Source organism: Kaistella palustris DSM 21579, from assembly GCF_000422265.1.
GTDB lineage: Bacteria > Bacteroidota > Bacteroidia > Flavobacteriales > Weeksellaceae > Kaistella > Kaistella palustris.
In genome coordinates, this window is the sequence record NZ_AULL01000005.1 from 1 (window position 1) to 21871 (window position 21871).

At 40.9% G+C, this 21871-nt stretch carries 20 protein-coding genes and 1 tRNA gene; 15 read left to right on the plus strand and 6 right to left on the minus strand.

The features are described from left to right. The coding region (locus H562_RS14410; protein ID WP_027376205.1) for a transposase at positions 1-219 on the plus strand (219 nt) is incomplete at its 5' end. A 113-nt stretch (positions 220-332) separates the two neighbouring features. On the opposite strand, the gene ychF is transcribed toward H562_RS14410, so the two are convergent. Both ychF and H562_RS0100875 read right to left on the minus strand, forming a co-directional pair. Beyond that, positions 333-1424, minus strand: a complete 1092-nt coding sequence (gene ychF / locus H562_RS0100870) for a redox-regulated ATPase YchF (protein ID WP_027375786.1) — start codon at positions 1422-1424, stop codon at positions 333-335. A 157-nt stretch (positions 1425-1581) separates the two neighbouring features. Continuing rightward, positions 1582-2133 carry a ferritin gene (locus H562_RS0100875; RefSeq protein WP_027375787.1) on the minus strand — a complete coding sequence of 184 codons (552 nt, stop codon included), beginning with the start codon at positions 2131-2133 and terminating at the stop codon, positions 1582-1584. A gap of 225 nt (positions 2134-2358) precedes the next feature. Here H562_RS0100875 and H562_RS0100880 point away from each other — a divergent pair, with 225 nt between their 5' ends. The 7 genes from H562_RS0100880 (at position 2359) to H562_RS0100910 (ending at position 12187) form a co-directional block, all read left to right on the plus strand. Continuing rightward, positions 2359-2724 (plus strand): BlaI/MecI/CopY family transcriptional regulator, encoded by a 366-nt coding sequence (locus H562_RS0100880; RefSeq protein ID WP_027375788.1) that lies wholly within the window; start codon positions 2359-2361, stop codon positions 2722-2724. A gap of 188 nt (positions 2725-2912) precedes the next feature. Beyond that, a complete protein-coding gene (locus H562_RS14415; RefSeq protein WP_233701958.1) occupies positions 2913-4502 on the plus strand; it encodes a M56 family metallopeptidase in 1590 nt (529 codons plus the stop codon). Positions 4503-4577: 75 nt separating this feature from the next. Next, on the plus strand, positions 4578-5441 hold the full coding sequence (locus H562_RS0100890) for a GLPGLI family protein (RefSeq protein WP_051190353.1): 864 nt from the start codon (positions 4578-4580) through the stop codon (positions 5439-5441). Between the two features lie 87 nt (positions 5442-5528). Beyond that, on the plus strand, positions 5529-5765 hold the full coding sequence (locus H562_RS0100895; RefSeq protein ID WP_027375790.1) for a DUF465 domain-containing protein: 237 nt from the start codon (positions 5529-5531) through the stop codon (positions 5763-5765). Positions 5766-5966: 201 nt separating this feature from the next. Further along, a complete protein-coding gene (typA, locus tag H562_RS0100900; RefSeq protein ID WP_027375791.1) occupies positions 5967-7772 on the plus strand; it encodes a translational GTPase TypA in 1806 nt (601 codons plus the stop codon). Between the two features lie 483 nt (positions 7773-8255). Then, positions 8256-10412 carry a prolyl oligopeptidase family serine peptidase gene (locus H562_RS0100905; protein WP_027375792.1) on the plus strand — a complete coding sequence of 719 codons (2157 nt, stop codon included), beginning with the start codon at positions 8256-8258 and terminating at the stop codon, positions 10410-10412. Between the two features lie 206 nt (positions 10413-10618). Then, on the plus strand, positions 10619-12187 hold the full coding sequence (locus tag H562_RS0100910) for a glycoside hydrolase family 10 protein (RefSeq protein ID WP_027375793.1): 1569 nt from the start codon (positions 10619-10621) through the stop codon (positions 12185-12187). A gap of 8 nt (positions 12188-12195) precedes the next feature. On the opposite strand, the gene H562_RS0100915 is transcribed toward H562_RS0100910, so the two are convergent. Further along, positions 12196-12846 carry an SOS response-associated peptidase gene (locus H562_RS0100915; protein WP_027375794.1) on the minus strand — a complete coding sequence of 217 codons (651 nt, stop codon included), beginning with the start codon at positions 12844-12846 and terminating at the stop codon, positions 12196-12198. Between the two features lie 114 nt (positions 12847-12960). Then, positions 12961-13680, minus strand: coding sequence for a DUF981 family protein (locus tag H562_RS0100920; protein WP_027375795.1), 720 nt, complete (start codon positions 13678-13680; stop codon positions 12961-12963). 367 nt (positions 13681-14047) lie between these two features. On the opposite strand from H562_RS0100920, the gene H562_RS0100925 reads away from it, so the two are divergent. Both H562_RS0100925 and H562_RS0100930 read left to right on the plus strand, forming a co-directional pair. After that, positions 14048-15424: a flavin-containing monooxygenase gene (locus tag H562_RS0100925; RefSeq protein ID WP_027375796.1), complete on the plus strand. Its 1377-nt coding sequence runs from the start codon at positions 14048-14050 to the stop codon at positions 15422-15424. A 259-nt stretch (positions 15425-15683) separates the two neighbouring features. Beyond that, complete coding sequence (locus H562_RS0100930) at positions 15684-16058, plus strand: hypothetical protein (RefSeq protein ID WP_034690345.1); 375 nt, start codon at positions 15684-15686, stop codon at positions 16056-16058. Between the two features lie 270 nt (positions 16059-16328). Here H562_RS0100930 and H562_RS0100935 read toward each other — a convergent pair. After that, positions 16329-16401 (minus strand) — tRNA-Met (locus H562_RS0100935). Between the two features lie 90 nt (positions 16402-16491). Here H562_RS0100935 and H562_RS0100940 point away from each other — a divergent pair. From H562_RS0100940 to H562_RS14420, 5 genes are all read left to right on the plus strand, one after another. Further along, positions 16492-17103 (plus strand): L-threonylcarbamoyladenylate synthase, encoded by a 612-nt coding sequence (locus tag H562_RS0100940; protein WP_027375798.1) that lies wholly within the window; start codon positions 16492-16494, stop codon positions 17101-17103. Between the two features lie 55 nt (positions 17104-17158). Continuing rightward, complete coding sequence (yaaA, locus tag H562_RS0100945) at positions 17159-17917, plus strand: peroxide stress protein YaaA (protein WP_027375799.1); 759 nt, start codon at positions 17159-17161, stop codon at positions 17915-17917. 13 nt (positions 17918-17930) lie between these two features. Beyond that, a complete protein-coding gene (locus tag H562_RS0100950; RefSeq protein ID WP_027375800.1) occupies positions 17931-18338 on the plus strand; it encodes an acyl-CoA thioesterase in 408 nt (135 codons plus the stop codon). Then, positions 18322-18882 carry a helix-turn-helix domain-containing protein gene (locus H562_RS0100955; RefSeq protein ID WP_027375801.1) on the plus strand — a complete coding sequence of 187 codons (561 nt, stop codon included), beginning with the start codon at positions 18322-18324 and terminating at the stop codon, positions 18880-18882. The genes H562_RS0100950 and H562_RS0100955 overlap by 17 nt, the downstream gene beginning before the upstream one ends. Before the next feature lie 106 nt (positions 18883-18988). After that, positions 18989-21523: a copper-transporting P-type ATPase gene (locus H562_RS14420; protein WP_034690347.1), complete on the plus strand. Its 2535-nt coding sequence runs from the start codon at positions 18989-18991 to the stop codon at positions 21521-21523. A 128-nt stretch (positions 21524-21651) separates the two neighbouring features. Here H562_RS14420 and H562_RS0100965 read toward each other — a convergent pair. Beyond that, on the minus strand, positions 21652-21871 hold a 220-nt coding region (locus H562_RS0100965; protein WP_027375802.1), incomplete at its 5' end, for a transposase.

The following is a 21871-nucleotide window of genomic DNA, read 5'->3' on the forward strand; positions in this document are numbered from 1 at the left end:
CAAAATTTAGAACGCCATAAGGATAGAGTTCGGGAAAATCTCTTGAGCGAAATAGGTGAAATAAAACGAAGACAACGGACTGCCGATGTAGAACCTGTCTTTGCACATATCAAATCTAACCGGAACTTCAAACGTTTTACGCACATCGGAATAGAAAAAGCGGAATTAGAGTTCGGATTACATGCTTTAGCACACAATCTAAGAAAGAAAAGTGCTTAAAAGGAGCACTTTTTTAGACTATTCTAAAAAAAGCACACCTATCCCAATTTAAAATCTTAAAACTGAATAAAAAAAGCCGCCTCAAATTTTATTTTGAGACGGCTTCAATCTTGCTATACGTTAAATCTGAAATTCATCATATCACCGTCCTGCACTATATATTCTTTGCCTTCTACCGAAAGTTTTCCGGCTTCTTTTACTTTTGCTTCCGAACCGTACTTTACGAAATCCTCATATTTGATGACTTCGGCGCGTATAAATCCTTTTTCGAAATCGGTGTGAATCACGCCTGCTGCCTGTGGCGCAGTCCAGCCTTTGCCTATGGTCCACGCGCGGACTTCTTTTACACCGGCTGTAAAATAGGTCTGTAAATGTAATAAATCGTAAGCTTTTCTAATCAGTCGGTTTACGCCTGGTTCGGTTAATCCCAGTTCATCCAGAAACATTTCGCGTTCTTCGAAGGTATCAAGTTCATTGATATCGGCTTCGATCTGGGCTGCTAAAACCACGACTTCTGCATTTTCCTTCGCTGCCATTTCCTCAATTTTTCCAATCCATTCGTTTCCGTTTTTAATGGAATTTTCGTCAACGTTGCACACGTATAAAATCGGCTTATTGGTCAAAAGCTGAACTTCGGAAATAATGGGCGCTGAAAAATCATCCATCGGAAATTCGCGCGCATTGTTCCCTTCTTCAACAAAGTTCTGTAGGTTGAGAAGCGTTTCGTAAGACATCACATCATCCTTTTTTCCGGATTTAATGAACTTTTTTGCTTTCTCAACCGCTTTCGCCAAAGTCTCAATATCCTTCAGCTGCAGTTCAATATCAATGATTTCCTTATCCCGGATGGGATCAACTGTTCCTTCAACGTGAACAATATTTCCGTCTTCGAAACATCTCAGCACATGAATAATCGCTTCGCACTCGCGGATATTTGCCAGGAATTTATTCCCTAAACCTTCGCCTTTGCTTGCGCCTTTCACCAGACCGGCAATATCTACAATCTCTACAACCGCAGGCAGAACTCTTTCGGGTTTTACCAGTTTTTCGAGCTCGAAAAGTCTTTCATCCGGCACAGAAACGGTTCCCAGATTGGGTTCTATCGTACAGAAAGGATAGTTTGCCGACTGCGCCTTGGCGTTGCTTAAACAGTTAAACAGGGTTGATTTACCAACATTTGGCAAACCTACAATTCCACATTTCATATTGTAAATTCAAAATTTATACTTCAGGATCTTATTTTGGCGGTTTTCCACCAAAATTAGCGTTGGCAAAGATAAAGATTTTGACTGAGGTTTTTTCACAAAAAAAATCTGCACTACAAAGCACAGATTTTAAAATGACTGTTGATCTTTACCGGTTTTACGGATTTTCTGATGTTGCGTTTCTTGCCAGTTCGGCATCATCTTCGGCCTCGCCCAGATCTTTGTCCAGGTTGAAGAGCGATTCATCCGTAGCCTGGTCGCCGCCGGCAATTTTCAGCTTGTCGATCAGATCCATTGCCAGGGTTTCTTCTTCGATCTGTTCTTTTACAAACCACTGCAGGAAATTCCAGGTTGCCCAGTCTTTTTCGCCCATCGCCATATCTACCAGGTTGTAAATTTTTTCTGTATTACTTACTTCGTGCTGAAAAACTTTGTTGAAACAGTCGCTTAAACTGGAAGGTCCTTCGCCAGGTTCGCTGATGGCTGTAACTTTTGGCTTACCGCCACGGTTCAGTACGTACTGCATAAATTTCAAGGCATGTTCGCGTTCTTCCTGTGAGTGGCGCATCAGGAAGTTGCCGATGCCGCCGTAGCCTTTGTCGGTCGCCCAAATACCGTAAGACAAATAGATGTGCGACTGAAACAGTTCAACATTCATTTGTTGGCCAAGTGCTTCCTCGAGTGTAGAAGATATTCTTTTAGTGTCCATAAAAATATTTTTTAATAATTGTGCAAAGTGAAGCAAGAATGGTTCCTTTCTAAAACTGTGCGGAAAAATGATTGGTTTTCCAAAAAAAGTCGGTTTCCATGATCAACTTATAAAATTAAAATGTTTAATAATCAGAACGTTACGAATAAGCTCATTTTATCACTATATAAATAGTTGTAAATGTGATTTTTATTTCTACATTTGTATCACTAAACAAATAGTGATATGCATATTTCTCAATTAACAAAAGCTGAAGAACAAGTGATGCAATATCTTTGGGACTTGAAAAAAGCTTTCCTGAAAGATATTTTAGAACAGTTTCCGGAACCAAAACCACATACAAACACCGTTTCCACTATTTTGAAAGTTTTAAAAGACAAAGAATTTGTGGATTATGAAGTTTTCGGAAGACAACATCAATATTTTCCTTTAATCTCTAAAGAAAAATACAGCGGAAAATCGATGAAAAGTCTAGTGAAAAATTACTTCGAAGGTTCTTACACCAATGCAGTTTCTTTTTTGGTAGAAAAAAATGAAATGAGTGTTGATGATCTGGAAATGCTTTTAAATGAACTAAAAAATAAAGACTGATGGAAATTTTAATCTATTTCGGCAAAGTTATTTTGACTTCAGGTGTAATGTTTCTCTACTATCAATTGTTTTTAAAAGACAAGACTTTTCATCATTATAACCGGTTTTATTTACTCGCCGCATCGTTGATCAGTTTGGTTTTGCCTTTACTGAAAGTAAGTTATTTTACCCTTGAAGTAAACAGCAATATGTATTTATTAATTAATAACTTACAATATTTTAACGCTACAACTACTTCAAGTAATGATTTCACTTATCTTTCAGTTATTGCATTCGGTTTTGGATTGGTTGCTGTCTTTTTTATAACAAAATTAATTTTTGGATTATTTAGAATTCAGTTCTTAAAAAAGAAATTTCAAAAGGAAAATTTCGAGGGAATCAGTTTTTATCAAACCAATTTAGAAAATGCTCCTTTTTCCTTTTTCAAAAATTTATTCTGGAAAAATTCTATCTTAATTCAATCCGATCTTGGACGTCAGATCTTGAAACACGAAATGGTTCACATCGAACAGAAACATTCCTGGGACAAAATATTTTTAGAAATCACCACTTCTCTCTTTTGGTTCAATCCATTTTTCTATCTCATCAAAAAAGAAATTAATTTAATTCACGAATATCTGGCTGATCATAAAGCCTTAAAAAACTCGGACACGAAGGCATTTGCGCAGATGCTTTTGGCAAGTCACTTTTCCGGAAAACAGTTACCTGCAACGAGTCCTTTTCTCAGTTCTAACCTAAAAAAAAGATTAACAATGCTTAAAAAATCGAAAACAAAATTCAGTTATGCGCGCAGAATCTTAGCGTTGCCTTTACTTTTTATTCTTGCATTTATGTATTTGGTGAACGCAAAAAACAAAGAAATTAGAAACACCAATCTGGAAGTTGAATATTTAATTTCCACTTTAAAATCTGATACTATTTCTCCCAACATTAAAGACCAAAATGCATTGAATGAGACTTCCTTGGAATCTGTTCAAGCTAAAATTGGAGAAAAACAGAATGAAATTCAACCTTTACAGGAAAGCTTTAACGCAAAAAATGAAGAAGCCAGAAAAATTGGGGAAGATTTACGTTTGAAAAGTGACGAACTTCGAAAATTATCTGATAAAAAAGATTTTGACAATCCAATGTTTAAAAATTTAAACTCAGAAATTAATGATCTCAGTGCAAAAATGGATGCCATTTACGGCAAAGAAGACTTTAAAAATGTAGAAAAACTGCTGAATGAAAAATATGGAGAAATGGATCAACTCTATGCAAAACTCGATGCGTATTATAATTCTGCTGATTTTAAAAATAGAATTAAAGAGGCAGAAGAACAAGGTAAAGTGGCGGAAAAGCTGGTGAATTCTGCAAAGTTCAAAAAACAGATTGCCGATGCTGAAAAGCAAGCAAGAAAAGCTGAAAAATTAATAAATTCTCCAAAATTTAAAAAGCAAATTGCAGACGCGGAGAAAAAAGCTGAAGAAGCTGTAAAACAGATTAATTCCACAGAAATTCAACAAAGTATTAAAGATGCTGAACAAGCCATGAAAGATGCTCAAGTTGCACTCAGAGATTCAAAAACTGCAATGAATGATTCTCAAATTTCTTTGAATGATTCTAAAAATTCTGCTCTAAATAAAAATGAAAATACCCGTATTTTTATTGATGGAAAATCTGCTACGAATGAAGAAATGCAGAAATTAGATCCGAATAAAATAGAATCGATGAACATTTTTAAGAAAGGTTTTGAAGGAAAGAAAAACGGTGAAATTTACATAAAACTTAAAAAATAATTTTAAATTATAACTCTTTAATAATGCCAATTCGTGGTTTCGGATTGGCATTTTTTTTATCTTCACAAAAAATTAATGATGAAAAAAAGTCTTTTCCTTTTTCTATTCGCTTTTGCAATTTTCAACGCTCAAGATAAAAGGTTTATTTATGAATATTCTTACACTTTAGATTCTACAAATAAAGCCGATCTGCAAAAGGAAATGCTTGTTTTGGATGTTACTCAATCGGGTTCAAAATTTTACAGCTATCAAAAATACAGATCTGATTCTTTGTTGATGATCGAAATTAAAAAACAGCAAAATTCTGATTCCGAAATTCTTAACTTTAAACCTACTTACAAAGGGAAAATTACTTATACCATTTCCAAAAATTATCCGGAGTTCAAAACTTTTCTTCACATCGGAATGGGAAATGACGAATACAAAGTTTTAGATGACCGAAAAATCATCTGGAAAATTAATTCAGAAAAAGCAAAAATTGGAGAATTTGATGCACAAAAAGCCGAAACAGAAATGTACGGAAGAAAATGGAGCGCTTGGTTTACGACAGAAATACCAATTCAGGATGGACCTTATAAATTCAGCGGTTTGCCAGGACTGATTGTGAAAATTGAGGATGCAACTAAAACGCATTCTTTTGAACTAAAGGGAATTACAAAATATGTGGAAAGTAAAAAACTGGAAGTTCCCGAAAATCTTTTAGTGGGAAATGAAATTGCGGTGAATTATTCTCAGTATAAAAAAATGTATTTAGAATTGCTGAATGATCCTGCAAAAGCTTTGCGGCAATTAATCAATGAAACCGGCGCAAATTTTAAAATGTTCGGTCCGGATGGAACTGAAGTAAAACCTGCAGATATGCTCAGAAAACGGGAATTAGATGCAAAAGAAGAGCGCAGAAAAAATAATAACCAACTCGAACTGGATCTGCTGCAATAGTTTCGGAAGTAACCTGATAATTTTCATATGCAGGCACGTGGTAATTTTTATTAACTTTAATGTATTAATAATACTAAAATTATCGTCATGGAAAATCACAATCTTACCCACGAATTCCCGGAACTGGAAGAAAAGATCAACGAGTTTAAAGTGCAGGACGACCTTTTTAAAAAACTTTATGTGAATTATGAGGAAGTAAATGCACTGATCCAACATTACGAAGAAGGCGAGCAAAATCACACCACCGACGAACACCTGACTACCCTGCGCAGAAAGCGCGTGCATTTGAAAGACGATATTTATAAATTCCTGAAAGTAAACTGATCCCGTACTCCTTATAGTACGCAGGCGGCTTCTACAGCCGCTTTTTTTATTTATAATTTTTACAGTTTTACCGCTGTAACATGGAGGAAGAGCCGACCAATTTAACTTTCTATAAACATTGCTATAAAATTTTATTAAAACCGAAAACTTAATTATGTTTTTCGGTAAAAAAGCTTACTTTTGCACGGTCAAAAAATGATTATGCAAAACATTAGAAATATCGCAATTATTGCGCACGTTGACCACGGTAAAACGACTTTGGTTGATAAAATTATTCACGCTACAAGTGTATTCCGCGAGAATCAGGAATCCGGCGACCTGATCATGGACAACAATGATCTGGAACGCGAGCGTGGAATTACCATTTTGTCTAAAAATATTTCGGTTACTTATAAGGACACCAAAATTAATGTCATTGATACTCCCGGTCACGCCGATTTTGGTGGCGAAGTGGAGAGAGTTTTGAAAATGGCAGATGGTGTTTTACTATTGGTAGATGCTTTCGAAGGACCGATGCCGCAAACCCGTTTTGTACTGCAAAAAGCTTTGGAGCTGGGATTAAGACCGGTTGTAGTCATCAATAAAGTGGATAAACCAAACTGTCGTCCCGACGAAGTTCACGATCAGGTATTTGATCTGTTCTTTAACCTCGATGCGACTGAGGAACAACTGGATTTCCCAACTTTCTACGGATCATCAAAACAGGGTTGGTTCAACACTTCTCTGGAACCTACAGAAAATATTTTCCCGTTACTGGATGGCATTTTGGAGCATGTTCCTGCGCCTGAGGCTAAGGAAGGTCCACTTAGAATGCAGATTACCTCTTTGGATTTCTCCTCATTTCTCGGACGGATCGCCATTGGAAAAATCACTCAGGGTTCTGTAAAAGAAAATGAGTGGATCGGTCTTGCACAGGAAGACGGCAAAATTGTAAAAGGAAAAGTAAAAGAATTATACGTTTTCGAAGGCCTTGGCAAAAAGAAAGTTCAGGAAGTGAAAGCAGGAGATATCTGCGCTATCGTTGGTTTCGATAAGTTCCAGATCGGTGATTCATTCGTAGATCTTGAAAATCCGGATCCGTTGCCAAGAACGGCAATTGATGAGCCGACTTTGAACATGACATTCTCAATCAACAACTCCCCTTTCTTTGGGAAGGACGGAAAATATGTAACTTCAAATCACCTAAAAGAAAGGCTAATGAAGGAGCTGGAAAAAAACCTTGCCTTAAGAGTTGAACCTACGGAAGATGCGAATACATTTTTAGTTTTCGGGCGTGGTATTCTTCATCTTTCTGTTTTGATCGAGACCATGCGTAGAGAAGGTTACGAAATGACGATCGGTCAGCCGCAGGTTATCTTAAGAGAAATAGATGGTGTAAAATGTGAACCGTACGAATCAATGGTTGTTGATGTGCCGGAAGAATATGCTTCCAGAGTAATCGACCTTGCAACCCAGCGAAAAGGTGATCTTCATATTATGGAGACCAAAGGTGAAATGCAGCATCTGGAATTCGAAATTCCTTCACGTGGATTGATAGGCTTGCGTTCGCAAATGTTGACTGCAACTGCAGGTGAGGCGATCATGGCACACCGTTTTGTAGACTACAAACCTTTCAAAGGCGCAATTCCAGGACGTTTGGTCGGTGTTCTTGTAAGTAAAGGCCAGGGACCGGCTACCGAATATTCGATCGCGAAACTTCAGGACAGAGGTAAATTCTTTGTTGATCCGGGCGAAGAGATCTACGAAGGTATGATCATCGGTGAGCAGAATAAACCAGGTGACCTTGTGGTAAATATTGTTGAAGCCAAACAGCTGAACAATATGCGTGCATCCGGAAAAGATAAAGATGGCAGCATTGCTCCGAAAATCCTGTTCTCACTCGAAGAATGTATGGAATATATCCAGGGTGACGAAGCGATCGAAGTAACGCCAAACTTCATCAGAATGCGTAAAAAGATCCTTTCTGAAAATGAAAGAAAACGTATCGAAAGAGGCGCAAAAGGTTAATCAACCAAATACACAGTGGGGTTTTTAGCAAATCCTTTTAAAATAAAAGTTTCGGATCAGTTCCGGAACTTTTTTTTATTTAATGCTGACGGTGAATTTATAAATTGATATGTTTAAGTTAAAATAAATAAAATTTTATTATTGTTTTCGCAAAATACAGTATCTTTATTTTAAATAAACATAATATCATGAAAATTAATAACTTCACAACTCCTTTCCGGTGCAGGGTATACCTGGTTTATGTTCCTGGTCTTTTTTAATGATTTACCGCAGATCGATATATCGTAATTGTAAGCAATTTGTAGTATTACGGCAGTTCTATACCATTTATTAGTTATCGCCTGGTTTTCTTTAATGGTCAAAAATCGTCTTAACGGAAATTCATTGACCAGGGATTGTCTTATTCAATATAGAACCTTTAGAACTGATCGCCGTCGAATCCGCAGCGCGTCACTCATTCAACAATCTTTAAAACACAATACAATGAAAAAAAGAATTATTCTCGCTTTATTAGCGTTCAACAGTGCGTTTGCAGGCGCCCAGTGGAAATATCCGGCTACACCGAAAATTGCCGTCGATGAAAATCTGTGGGGCACGAATTACCAGGACAATTACAGATGGCTGGAAAACATGAGTGACCCCAAAGTCATTGCCTGGTTCAGGCAGCAGGCTGATCTCACCAACTCTGTTATGAGCCAGATTTCCGGTCGCGATGAGCTCATTCAGGAGTGGCGCAAACTCGCGCTGCTGCAACCTGCGGTTGTATTTGCAATCGCCGAGGCAAACGGTAAATACTTCTTTCAAAAAAGAATGCCCGGTGAAAAAGTAAGTAAGGTTTATTACAGAGACCGCATCGACGGACCGGATCAGCTTCTTTTTGATCCACTGACTTTCATTCCCGGAGAAACACTTACTGTAGAATCGATTACGCCGAGCAACGATGGCAGCAAACTGCTCATTTCCTACAGCGAAGGTGGCGCGGAAGTCTCCACACTCAGGGTTCTAGATGTGAAATCAAAAAAGTTCCTGAACGATATTATTAAAGATACCGCCGGCGCCGGTGACTGGACATTCGACGATTCTGCCTTCTTTTATACCTGGATCAAATCTGCCGATAACACAGATCCCACGGCTCGCCTAAGTCCAAAAACAAAGCTGCATAAATTGGGTACACCATTAAATGCAGATGTCGATTTTTTTAGTAATGCAAGCTATCCCAATCTGAAAATTGATCCTAAGGTCTACGCTTTTTCTTTCCTTTCCAAAGATGAGAAAAAATATGTTTTTGCGGGCGAAAGTTCCGTACAGCGAGAATTGGTTTCGTATTACGCACCAATCGACCAGTTTAATTCCAAGTCGATTCCCTGGAAAAAACTGACCACCGCCAACGACCAGATCGTTCGCGGTCTCGAAATGTTTGGTGACAGGGTTTACGGCATTACCTATAAAAACGCTAAAAACTATCAGCTCGTCGCTACCGACCTGAGAAACCCGGACTGGGCGCACGCCGAAGTGATAGCACCGAACAGGGAAATGACACTCGAAAGTCTTAGCCGCTCCAAGGATTATCTGATCCTCACCTACAGTGACGGTCTGCACAATTTCCTGTATAAATTGGATCCGAAAACCAAGAATTTAACACCGGTAAAACTACCTTATGAAGGTACAGCAGTAGTTCAGCGGTTGGCATTGGACTCAAATGAATTTATCATAGGAATGACCAGCTGGAACAAACCTTTTACCGAAATGCTTTACAATGCGGAAACCGGTGAGTTCACTAAGAGTCCATTCAATGAACCTGCCAATTATCCGGACGAATACAAAAACCTGGTTGTGGAGGAAGTTAATGTGAAAGGTCACGACGGTGCCATGATTCCGCTGTCCATCATTTATAAAAAAGGAATAAAAAAAGACGGTTCAAATGTCGGTTTTATTGAAGGTTACGGTGCTTACGGCATCAGTATGACGCCCGGTTTTGCGACCAGACTTTATTCCCTGGCTGTAAAAGGTGTTGTTATTGCGGTTGCGCATGTACGCGGAGGCAGTGAAAAAGGTGAAGAATGGTATAAAGCCGGTTACAAAACTACAAAACCCAACACCTGGAAAGATTTTATCTCCTGTGCGGAATATTTAATATCTAACGGTTACACCAAAGCCGACCGTCTCGGTGGCACGGGAACAAGCGCCGGCGGAATCCTCATCAGCCGCTCGATCACCGAGAGACCTGACCTGTTTGCGGCCGCTGTGTGCAACGTAGGTCTTGGAAATGCCATGCGCGCCGAATTCAGTTCAAACGGACCGGTGAATACGCCCGAATTTGGAACGGTAAAAGACAGCATCGAAACCAAAGCACTTTATGAAATGGATGGAATGATGCACGTAAAAGATGGCGTGAAATATCCTGCTGTGATAGGTGTTGGCGGTTGGAATGATCCGCGTGTCGTGCCGTGGCAACCCGGTAAGTTTATAGCAGCGTTACAAAATGCCTCTATATCGGGCAAACCTGTACTGCTTAAAATTAATTATGATAACGGACATTTCACTGAAGATAAAGAAGTGACCTATGCCAATTTTGCGGACCAGTACGCTTTTCTGATGTGGCAGTGCGGCCATCCGGACTTTCAAAAAAAGAAAAACTGATTTTGGATCATCCTTGAAAGGATTTATTCACTGACTATTTTGCAAAAAGAACTAACCTGGATTTTACCATCCAGGTTTTTTCACTTAGGAATTGCTGTTTGAGCGTCATAATTTCCATCAGCAGCACTTTTAGATGATTTTTAATGAGGTCGTGAACGTGACGTACTTTTTATATATTTGCCACTGGTCACCTTTAAAATAAAATAATGAAGATTTATCCGTATAGAATTCTCGCTTCCTTTCTTTTTCTTTTATTAATGGCTTCGGCCTGTACCACGCAGAAAAAACCCATTAAAAAACCCGCTCTTAAAAATACACCTACTGTTCCGGCCAGTCCAAAGCCTGTAACCACAAAAGAAGAAACACTGAAGGTAAATCTTCCGGAAGTCGACCGCGAATTTCGTGCTGCGTGGGTGGCAACTGTGGCGAATATCAACTGGCCTTCAAAAAACACGCTGACCACGCAACAACAGAAAGATGAAGCCATAAAAATCCTGGATATGCTGCAGGATGCCAATTTCAATGCGGTTATTTTTCAGGCAAGACCATCCGCAGATGCTCTGTACAAAAGCAGTCTGGAGCCATGGTCTTATTTTCTTACCGGAGCAGTCGGCAAAGCGCTTTCGCCTTATTACGATCCGCTGGAGTTTTGGATCAATGAAGCGCACGCCCGCGGAATGGAACTGCATGTGTGGCTCAATCCCTATCGCGCCCATCACACAACCGGCGGTCCAATCACGCAGGAATCTATGGTGAAAAAAATGCCGGAGCAGATCATTAAACTGCGAAACGGAATGTATTGGATGGATCCCTCCGACGAAAAGACACAGGATCATGTTTCAGCTGTCATCAAGGATATTGTAAAACGTTACGATATTGATGCGGTTCATATTGATGATTATTTCTATCCGTACCGCGAATATAATGGTGGTAAGGATTTCCCCGATGACCGCACATGGAAGGACTACCTGAAAGTCGGCGGTACAATGTCACGCGCAGACTGGCGCCGTGCCAATGTGAATAAATTCATCAAAAGAATTCACGATGAAATTAAAGATGAAAAAAGCGATGTGAAGTTTGGGATCAGTCCTTTTGGAATCTGGAAACCTGGTTTTCCTGCCGGCATAAAGGGCTCCTCGCAATATGACGAACTGTACGCCGATGCCAGACTCTGGCTGAACCAGGGCTGGATCGACTATTTTTCGCCACAGCTTTACTGGAAGAATGACGGACCACAAAGTTATACAGCGCTCCTGAAATGGTGGGAAGAGGAGAATACACAGAAAAGACATTTGTGGCCCGGCCTCAATACCATTGGCGTTAACGGTGTGGCAGACCGACCCGCCGAAATCACAGGACAGATAAAAATTACCCGTGATGTACTGAAGAAAAACGCCGGTGAGATCCATTACAGCGTGGATGGTTTATCAAAAAATCCTGCGATGCTGCAGGCTGTGAAAAACATTTATAAAAATAAAGCACTTGTACCGAAAACGCCTTGGATCAAGGCTGCAGCCGTAAGTAAACCCATTCTGGTATTGGAGAAATCCGGCAGCAAAGTGCTGGCAAAGTGGAATTCTCTTGAGAATGAAAAAGTCTTTCAGTGGCTGCTCTATTTGCAATACGGCGACAGCTGGGAAGTACAGATCCTGGAAAAAGATATCATCTCACAGGATTTACCGTTGATGAAAAACGGCAGAAAACTCACAGCCATAGCGGTAAAATCTGTAGACCGCCTTGGCAACGAGAGTGCTTATGAAGCGAAAAAACCTTAGTTGAAAATCTAAAATAACGTAAGCTGCTGAGACTGGCCGTCTAAATTGATCGCAACCAGATCTGGGCTGTAGTCCGGGAAAGAAAAGTCCTCCAAAGAATGGTCTTTGAGCCAGGCTTTCCCGGCTTGCTGGGTTAAAACGAGCGGCATGCGGTCCTTCGTATTGTGAATTTCCGCCATGAGTTCATTCGCATCTGAAGTGACGATCGAGAAACTGGTAATAACTTCTGCCGTTCTGCGGTCGCGCCATATGTTGTATATGCCGCCTAAGGCAAAAGGCTTATCACCGTTTTCGAGTCGAATGAAATATTTTTCTTTTCTTTTTCCCTGTGCATCCAGCCATTTCCATTCGTAAAAACCATTGACCAAAACAAGACAGCGGTTATGTACCGATTCGCGGAAACTGCTTCTTTCCGTAAGTGTTTCGATCCGTGCATTCAATGTAGATTTGCGGAAACTGCGGTCCTGCGCCCAGGACGGTAAAAGTCCCCAATCGCCTAAGACCGCTTCAGCAGGGTTTTCATCGATTACAATTGGGGTTTGAGGAAATGAAAAACCGTTTACAAAATCAGAACTTTCATAGTCCGGTCCGTTATAAGTGACGCCGAAAGTATCTTTCATTTCTTTTCTGGTCAGGCTGTTGGATACGTAATAACACATTTTATACTCTTTAAAAAAAAAACAAGGAATTGCTTTCAGTTGCAAATCATAATTGGTAATCCTCCATTTTTTGAAATGATCGCACTGAAATTTTTAATTAAAATTAAAGAACCGCTATTTCATGGTATGTACGATAAGACCGATATGTGTATAATAATTCAGCGCGCCAAAAAGCAGCATAAACCATCCGGTTATTAACAGTCCCGCATAACATAACTTCTGGAGAATCCCGGTCTTAAAATCGTGCCGTGATGCTTTATCAAAAAATATTGCAGTCAGCGCACTGCAAATGCCAATTCCTAAAAAAACCAGTGAGAGTCCCCATGCCTCCAGCCACGGCATATCCGCAAAATTCCCCGAAATGGGTTCTTCCTTGGGCGCGGCAAAAAACTGAAACTGCACGCCGGCAAAAAATATCGCCGTAAGCATAAGGGCGAATGCGTATAGAAGTATATTTAAAGGTTTCAGGCAGGTTGCAACAAATAGCAGAGGGTCTTCAGCAGCTGAGATCTCCGCGGATCTTTTCCAGAAAAACAGGGCGAGCGCGAGATTTACAGTACCGAAAGCAAGTGTGGTTTCACCGAAAATAATATTGTCGAACGGATAGTATTTTGCAAGCGGCCACGTCAGCGTCATGTGTAAACCCGTCAGAAATAAGACGGCACCCGTGATACCGAGATTTAAAGCCCAACCTGTAGGATTTGGCGTTTTTCTGTTAACGAGGTGCCGCCCGATTGCCGCCAGACTTATGAGTGATACGCCGACAAGAAGCGCCATAATCGTATTGTAGGTAATCATTTGCGGCCAGTCGATAATAAGTTTTTGTTCTCCCATTTTTTATCTTTTAACTGATGAATTTACAAAATTTAATAAAGGCAGCCGGTTAAAAATGCTCGTAATTTTGATCTTTTCTGAATGTTATTGTTTTCATAATACGCCAGCCAGGACGGCCGCTGATTTGCAATTCCCTGAAAAATTCCCTATTTTAGCCATATTGCCTTAAACAGCATAACGCTGGAAAATCATTTTGATGATCTTTTCATTAGCCAGCACAGCGGTTTAGACCGCTTTCTTCTGCAGGTCGCAGAAAACTTTACAACGATAAAAATATATTTTAAGAATCCGCTTTTTGAAGTGGGATTCTTATTAACTTAAATTTTTTTTAATGAATAACAACGAGAATTTGAAAAACAAAGACAATCTGAAAAACAAACGTGTAGCCATTATTGGTGCCGGCCCCAGTGGTCTGGCACAGATCCGTGCCTTCGAAGCCCTGAAAGACCAGGGCCACAGCATGCCGGAAATTGTATGTTTCGAAAAACAAAGCAACTGGGGCGGAATGTGGAATTATTCCTGGCGCACGGGCGTTGGAAAATACGGCGAACCCATACATGGCAGCATGTACAAATATCTGTGGTCCAACGGTCCGAAAGAATGCCTGGAATTTTCCGACTATTCCTTTGATGATCACTTTAAAAAACCTATTTCTTCTTATCCGCCGCGACCTGTACTTTTCGATTATATCGAAGGAAGGATCAGGAAAAGCGGTGCACGCGATTATATCCGTTTCGATACGACTGCCCGCTGGGTAAGCTTTGACGAAGAATCAAAAAAGTTTACCGTAATGCTCGATGATCTGAAGATCAATAAAACCTATGCCGAAGAGTTCGATTATCTGGTAGTGGCATCCGGTCATTTTTCAACGCCAAACATGCCTTATTTCAAAGGTATCGAAAACTTTCCCGGCACTGTGATGCATGCGCATGATTTTCGCGGCGCTGACCAGTTCAGGGACCGGCGCCTCTTGCTGATCGGCAGCAGTTATTCTGCGGAAGATATCGGTATTCAGTGTTACAAGCATGGCGCAAAATCTGTGACTTTAAGTTACAGAAGCAATCCCATCGGACACGACTGGCCGGAGGGAATAAAAGAACTTCCGCTCGTGACCCATTTCGAGGGCGAAACTGCATTTTTTAAGGATGGCACCACCGAAGATTTCGACGCGGTCGTGATGTGCACCGGCTATCAGCACAAATTCCCTTTCCTGCCGGATGAATTGCGTCTGAAAACCAAAAACAATCTTTATCCAGACCATCTCTACAAAGGCATTTTCTTTAATGATCTGCCGCAACTTATTTATCTGGGAATGCAGGATCAGTATTACACTTTCAATATGTTCGATGCGCAGGCGTGGGTAGCACGGGATTTTATGGTGGGTCGCCTGCAACTTCCTACGGAGCGGGAAAGGAGGTTAGACATTGATAAATGGCTGCAGCGTAATGATCAGCTAAAAACCAGTTTTGAAAATGTAGACTTTCAGACGGATTACATTAAGGATCTTCTCGCGCTGTCCGATTATCCGCTTTTTAACCTAGATAAAGTAGCACAGATGTTTAAAGAATGGTTGCAGGATAAAGACGACAATATCCTCACCTACCGCGATAAAACCTACCAAAGCGTGGTGACCGGAACCATGGCGGCAGAACACCACACCGATTGGATGGATGAGCTCGATGACAGCAAGGAAAGATATCTTTACGAACCGGAAGAGGAAGAACTGATTCCGGAGCGTATGTAAAGTTTTTAAAAAATACATACAGGTAACCCTTCGATTATTTCGGAGGGTTTTTTCGTTAAAAAGGTGCGCTCATCAAATAGAAAGAACGCGCTTATAGATTGGATTCAGTATTTTTGATTTACTAAAAGTCAATATCTGATTTTTATATATGAAGGCATTTGGCTTTAATAAAAGAAAACGCATTCCGCTTTTCAAAATCGGCCACTAACACAGAAAATCAATTTGTGACCTGATTAAAAATTTAAATAAAATTGTAATAATGATCAATAAGACTGAATTACGGGCATCGCTGAGCATACCTGTCGCAGAGACAACCAGCGCAGCCGAAGCTTTCCAGAACCAGACACTGCGTCCTATTTTGAAACTTCAGAACGAAATATACGTCATGCTTTTCAAAAAATATGCGCTGCAGAAAAATCCGGGATTCACCGCTCTCGCTCTTGAAAAAAAATTAGATTTCATACAGCAAAGTTTTCAGAACGACAGCGTTTTAAAAAATATTTTTCTCGGCATCACGCTTGGAATGTTCACCGGCTCTGAGCTGGAAATTTATGTGAACAACAGCAGGGAATTTAACAGACGAATTAATACGATGCTGACCGAACGAATAAAAAGTCAGGTTGATTGCTTTTAAAACAAGTAGAAGTTGCTTTAAAATGTCACAAGAAAGTAGAGCTTTGGAAATTCGGACTCAAACTCAGACTATCGCGTCAGACAGCAAACTCCTTTTTGAGCTTTATATGTTGCATGGGTTGGAGAATAAAATCGTAGAAACGTCAGTGTAAATGAACCTTGTCAAGGTTTGGAACCTTGACAAGGTTTTTTCGATTTAGGCTTTTATGCATTTGACTGAAAGTTTAAACCACAAAAAAAGAGAACCATTAAAATGATTCTCTTTACTTAGTAGCGGAGACACGACTCGAACGTGCGACCTCCGGGTTATGAGCCCGACGAGCTACCTACTGCTCTACCCCGCGTTATTGTGGTGCAAATATACAACAATTTATTTACCGTCCAAATTTTTCTGCAATAAAAGTTTTATTCAGCTATTTTCGCTAAATTTGTATATGGCCAAAATACTAAAAATATATCCCGACAATCCACAGGAAAACCTGATCGATGAGGTTGTGAAAACCCTGAACAACGGCGGCTTGATCATCTACCCTTCCGATACGGTTTATGCATTGGGCTGCAATATTTTCGATATCCGCGCCATGGAAAAGCTGGCACTCATCAAGAAAACAAAACTTGAGAAAGCGCATTTTTCGATCATCTGCAATGACCTGAGTAACCTTTCAAATTTTACCAGAGCAATTGATACCTCCGTTTTCCGTTTCCTGAAAAGCAATATTCCCGGTCCGTTTACTTTTGTCCTGGAGGCGAATAAAAATCTGCCGCTTGCCTACAAAGGTAAAAGAACAGTCGGAATACGAGTGCCGGATCACGTTGTGCCACAGTTGATCGTGGAAAAACTCGGTCATCCTATCGCCTCCACTTCCATTAAAGATGAGGATGAAGTGATAGAATATTCTACCGATCCCGAACTGATCGCTGAAAAATACGACCATCTTGTCGATATCGTAATAGACTCGGGTTATGGCGATAATGTGGCCTCGACCATCGTGGATCTTACCTCCGGTGAACCTGAAATACTTCGTCAGGGAAAAGGAGTTTTGTAACTTAGAGAACTTTAAGAAAAGCCCTTAGGAAAAACCTCGGGGAAATCAGAAATATATGAAGATCATCACCTCGCCTGCGAAGCTCATGAATATTGAGAAATCCAGCAAATTCCTAAAAACTACCCAACCGCATTTTATTAAGGAAGCCGCGCTGATCCACGAGACGCTGAAAGAAAAATCGCCCAGATATTTGATGGAGCTGATGGAAATTTCCCAAAAATTGGCCGACGAAAACTGGGACCGCAACCAAAAGTGGAAACCAAATCCCGCCGCGAAACAATCTGCACCTGCGCTCCTGGCTTTTACAGGAGAAGTTTACCGCGGGCTTGATGCGCAAACCCTGGAGGAAGATGCCATAAAATATCTCCAGAAAAATTACCGAATGCTTTCCGGGCTGTATGGATTACTGAAACCATCGGATAAAATAATGCTTTACCGGCTGGAGATGGGCAGAAAATTTAAATTTGAGGACTACAAAAACCTGTACGATTTCTGGAAACCGCGAATTACAGAACAGCTCAACAGTGAACTGAAACGGAATGATCTCATCCTGAATCTGGCTAGTCAGGAATATTTTAAAGTGCTGGACAGAAAAGCATTAAAAGCGCCGGTCATCGATTTTGAATTCTATGATTTCAAAGACGGTAAAATGAAAACCATCGTAGTTTATACCAAGCACGCCCGCGGTTTGGTAGCCCGTTTCTGTGCCATTAATAACGCCAGGACACTGGATGATGTGAAAGCATTCAATCTTGAAAATTACATGATCGATGAAGCCCTTTCCACCGACTCTAAACTAGTATTCACCAGATAAAACTTAAATAATCATGAACTATCATACCAGAAAATGGATCAAACCCGAAGACCTTAATCCCAACCAAACCTTATTCGGAGGCCGGCTGCTGCAGTGGATCGATGAGGAATCAGCACTTTATGCAATTGTACAGCTGGAAACCCCGCGTTGCGTCACAAAATACATTTCGGAAATTAATTTTGTAAGTTCGGCAAAACAGGGCGACATCATCGAAATTGGGATCGAAGCTACCGCTTTTGGAAACACTTCGATCACGCTGACCTGCGAGGTGCGCAATATGATGACACGCCACACCATCATTACCATTGATAAGATCATCTTTGTAGGTGTGGATCTGGAAGGCAAACCCACAAAGCACGGTAAGACCCAGATCGAGTTTATTGCCGACCGCCTAAAAATGAAAAATGAAGATCAGTATTAAGAATATGGTTTGTGACCGGTGTATCTCGGCGGTCGAAAATATTTTTAAAGATTTGAATATTCCGGTTTCTGCAGTTGGGCTGGGAACAGTGGAAACTGATGAGCCACTCACTTCCGCGCAATTAACATTAGTAGATGAACAGCTGCAAATTCAGGGTTTTCAAATTTTAGATGATGCTTCCAAAACGCAGGTAGAGCAGATTAAGAAAGCAATCATTCTCGAAATCAACCGGCTGGACATTGCTGAAGATTTTGTTTTATCTAAATTCATAACCGCTCATTTTGCAAAGGATTACAGTCTGCTGTCCAAAAATTTTTCTTTTTATGAAAAGGTTACGCTGGAGCAGTACTTCATTCTTCAGAAAATCGAAAAGGCTAAGGAATTACTTATCTACAACGAATTTACGCTCACAGAAATTTCGCACAAGTTAGGTTATAAAAGTGTTCAGCATCTCTCTGCACAGTTCAAAAACACTACAGGCATTAATCCCACCGCCTTCAAAAAACTGGAAATTCCGAACCGAATTCCGCTTGACCGGATTTAAAATTTTTCCGCATGCGGTACGGAGTGCGGAATTATATAACATCCTTCCGTAGTTTTATAACGGCTTTTAGCTAAAAAGCTGGAAATTTGTGACAAATAAATTAAAGATGTCCAAATCCAACATACCTCCCGCTGAAAGAATTTCACCAAGTTCAGTATATTATTGCCCCATGGAGTGTGAGGGCGAAAAAGTATATTTCACGCAAGGCAAGCGTTGTCCGGTCTGTAATATGTACCTGGTGCCGATTGAGGAAAGAGCTGACTATAAAGATAAACCGCAGAAATTTTCCAAAACAAATCTCCCCGAAAACTTTGGAGAAAAAATTGGTGAATTCTTTTGCCCCATGTTTTGCGAAGGCGACAAGACCTACGGTTCAGATGTAGGCTGTCCTGTCTGCCACATGCACCTCGAAGAAATTACCACAAACCTGATTGCAGCCAACGCGGCAGCGCCTCATCACATGCATTCGCACGCACACCAAATTCAAACTGAACCGGCAATCCATGCCCATAACGCCGGCAAATATTATTGTCCTATGTACTGCGAGGGTGACAAAGTATACGATTCAAATGTAGGTTGCCCGGTGTGTGGCATGGACCTCGTCAAAATACCTGAAAAAGGCCAGACTGCAGCCGAGGATGACACTTATAAAATCTTAAAAAGGAAATTCTTTATCGCCTTACTTTTTACGCTGCCTGTTTTCATTCTCTCGATGGGCGGAATGTGGTTTGATTTTCCTTTTTCGAATAAAGTACAGGGAATTGCGGAATTACTCCTTTCACTGCCTGTAATTTTTTATGCCGGCTGGTTCCTGATGAAACGTGGTTGGGTTTCCTTTAAAACCTGGAATCTGAACATGTTTTCGCTGATCGCTCTGGGTTCTGCTGCAGCTTTTCTTTTTAGCCTTGCCGCGCTTTTAGTGCCGGATATTTTGCCTCACGAGATTGCACACGGTGGAAAAACGCCGCTGTATTTCGAATCGGTCTGCGTTATCCTCACGCTGGTTATTATGGGACAGATGCTGGAAGCACGCGCACATCAGAAAACCGGAAAAGCTATTGAGGAACTCATGAACTTTTCGCCCAGCGAAGCCAATCTGACCGTCGACGGTGTTGAAAAGAAAGTTCCCTTGGCGGAAGTAAAGGTCGGTGATGTTTTACGCGTAAAGCCCGGCGAAAAAATTCCTGTGGACGGCAAGATCACGGAGGGAAACTCCAATATTGATGAAAGCATGATTACAGGTGAACCAGTACCTGTGGAGAAAAATATTTCAGATAAAGTCACTTCCGGAACGATTAACAGAAACGGTACATTTTTAATGACCGCGGAAAAAGTTGGCGATGAAACACTCCTGGCACACATTATAAAAATGGTGAATGATGCGAGCCGCAGCAAAGCGCCCATTCAAAAACTCGCCGATAAAATCTCAAAGGTTTTTGTTCCCGTTGTAATCGCGATCTCAGTACTGACATTTATTTTATGGTGGATTTTCGGTGGCGACAATGCGCTGATCTACGCTTTGGTCAATGCTGTGGCGGTGTTGATCGTGGCCTGTCCGTGTGCGCTGGGGCTGGCGACACCTATGTCCTTAACAGTAGGAATTGCCAAAGGCGCCAAGAACGGCATACTCATCAAAAATGCCGAAGCGCTCGAACTGATGCATAAGGTTGACGTTCTGATCACCGATAAAACCGGAACTTTGACGGAAGGTCGACCTACCTTGTATGAAATTGTTCCTGTTGACAGTTCTAACCGTTCTTCGGTCTTAAAGCTTGCCGCGTCCCTGAACCAAAATTCCGAGCATCCGCTTTCTGCCGCTGTTCTAAAAGAATTCAAAAAAGAAAAGCAGGCTTTTGAGAAAGTAGAAAATTTTGAGAATATTTCCGGTAAAGGTGTTTCCGGCACTATTTCGGGCGAAAAAGTTCTTCTGGGAAATCAGGCTCTCTTACAACAGTTTGATATTGATGTTGCCGAAAATCTTGGCGATCTCTTGCAAACGAAGTCCGGCGAATCCAAAACAGTTTCTTTCCTCGCCAAAGGTAGTGAAGTCCTGGGTTTCCTCAGTTTCTCGGATCCCGTTAAAGAAAGTTCCAGGAAAGCGCTCCATTATCTTCAGCAAAATGGTGTAGAAGTAATTATGATGACCGGCGACAATGAAAATACCGCCAAAGCTGTGGCACAGCAAGTAGGGATTAAAACATATTTTGCCTCCTGTCTGCCCCAGGATAAACTGGAAAAAGTAAAACAGCTCCAGGCAGAAGGAAAGGTGGTGGGCATGACCGGTGACGGAATCAATGATGCGCCGGCTCTGGCGCGGGCAAACGTTGGAATCGCCATGGGAACCGGAACCGACGTAGCTATGGAAAGTGCGGAAATAACTTTGCTTAAAGGCGATATTCTGGGTGTTGCAAAAGCCAAGATCCTGAGTGAAAAGCTTTTGAAAAATATCCGGGAAAACCTTTTCTTCGCCTTCATCTATAATACGTTGGGAATACCTGTTGCAGCTGGAGTCCTCTACCCTTTCTTTGGAATTTTGCTGAGTCCAATGATTGCCGCCGCGGCGATGAGTTTCAGTTCACTGTCGGTTATACTGAATTCTTTACGGCTAAATACGGTCAACTTAAAGATTGAGGATGAATAATCGCAAACTGTTATCTAAAGAAGAAGCCGTCTCAAAATAAAATTTGAGGCGGCTTTTTTTATTCAGTTTTAAGATTTTAAATTGGGATAGGTGTGCTTTTTTTAGAATAGTCTAAAAAAGTGCTCCTTTTAAGCACTTTTCTTTCTTAGATTGTGTGCTAAAGCATGTAATCCGAACTCTAATTCCGCTTTTTCTATTCCGATGTGCGTAAAACGTTTGAAGTTCCGGTTAGATTTGATATGTGCAAAGACAGGTTCTACATCGGCAGTCCATTGTCTTCGTTTTATTTCACCTATTTCGCTCAAGAGATTTTCCCGAACTCTATCCTTATGGCGTTCTAAATTTTGG

Coding starts and splice junctions, on each gene's coding strand:
- ychF (WP_027375786.1), bottom strand. CDS start 1,424: ATGAAATGTGGAATTGTAGGTTTGCCAAATGTTGGTAAATCAACCCTG.
- H562_RS0100875 (WP_027375787.1), bottom strand. CDS start 2,133: ATGGACACTAAAAGAATATCTTCTACACTCGAGGAAGCACTTGGCCAA.
- H562_RS0100880 (WP_027375788.1), top strand. CDS start 2,359: ATGCATATTTCTCAATTAACAAAAGCTGAAGAACAAGTGATGCAATAT.
- H562_RS14415 (WP_233701958.1), top strand. CDS start 2,913: ATGTATTTATTAATTAATAACTTACAATATTTTAACGCTACAACTACT.
- H562_RS0100890 (WP_051190353.1), top strand. CDS start 4,578: ATGATGAAAAAAAGTCTTTTCCTTTTTCTATTCGCTTTTGCAATTTTC.
- H562_RS0100895 (WP_027375790.1), top strand. CDS start 5,529: ATGGAAAATCACAATCTTACCCACGAATTCCCGGAACTGGAAGAAAAG.
- typA (WP_027375791.1), top strand. CDS start 5,967: ATGCAAAACATTAGAAATATCGCAATTATTGCGCACGTTGACCACGGT.
- H562_RS0100905 (WP_027375792.1), top strand. CDS start 8,256: ATGAAAAAAAGAATTATTCTCGCTTTATTAGCGTTCAACAGTGCGTTT.
- H562_RS0100910 (WP_027375793.1), top strand. CDS start 10,619: ATGAAGATTTATCCGTATAGAATTCTCGCTTCCTTTCTTTTTCTTTTA.
- H562_RS0100915 (WP_027375794.1), bottom strand. CDS start 12,846: ATGTGTTATTACGTATCCAACAGCCTGACCAGAAAAGAAATGAAAGAT.
- H562_RS0100920 (WP_027375795.1), bottom strand. CDS start 13,680: ATGGGAGAACAAAAACTTATTATCGACTGGCCGCAAATGATTACCTAC.
- H562_RS0100930 (WP_034690345.1), top strand. CDS start 15,684: ATGATCAATAAGACTGAATTACGGGCATCGCTGAGCATACCTGTCGCA.
- H562_RS0100940 (WP_027375798.1), top strand. CDS start 16,492: ATGGCCAAAATACTAAAAATATATCCCGACAATCCACAGGAAAACCTG.
- yaaA (WP_027375799.1), top strand. CDS start 17,159: ATGAAGATCATCACCTCGCCTGCGAAGCTCATGAATATTGAGAAATCC.
- H562_RS0100950 (WP_027375800.1), top strand. CDS start 17,931: ATGAACTATCATACCAGAAAATGGATCAAACCCGAAGACCTTAATCCC.
- H562_RS0100955 (WP_027375801.1), top strand. CDS start 18,322: ATGAAGATCAGTATTAAGAATATGGTTTGTGACCGGTGTATCTCGGCG.
- H562_RS14420 (WP_034690347.1), top strand. CDS start 18,989: ATGTCCAAATCCAACATACCTCCCGCTGAAAGAATTTCACCAAGTTCA.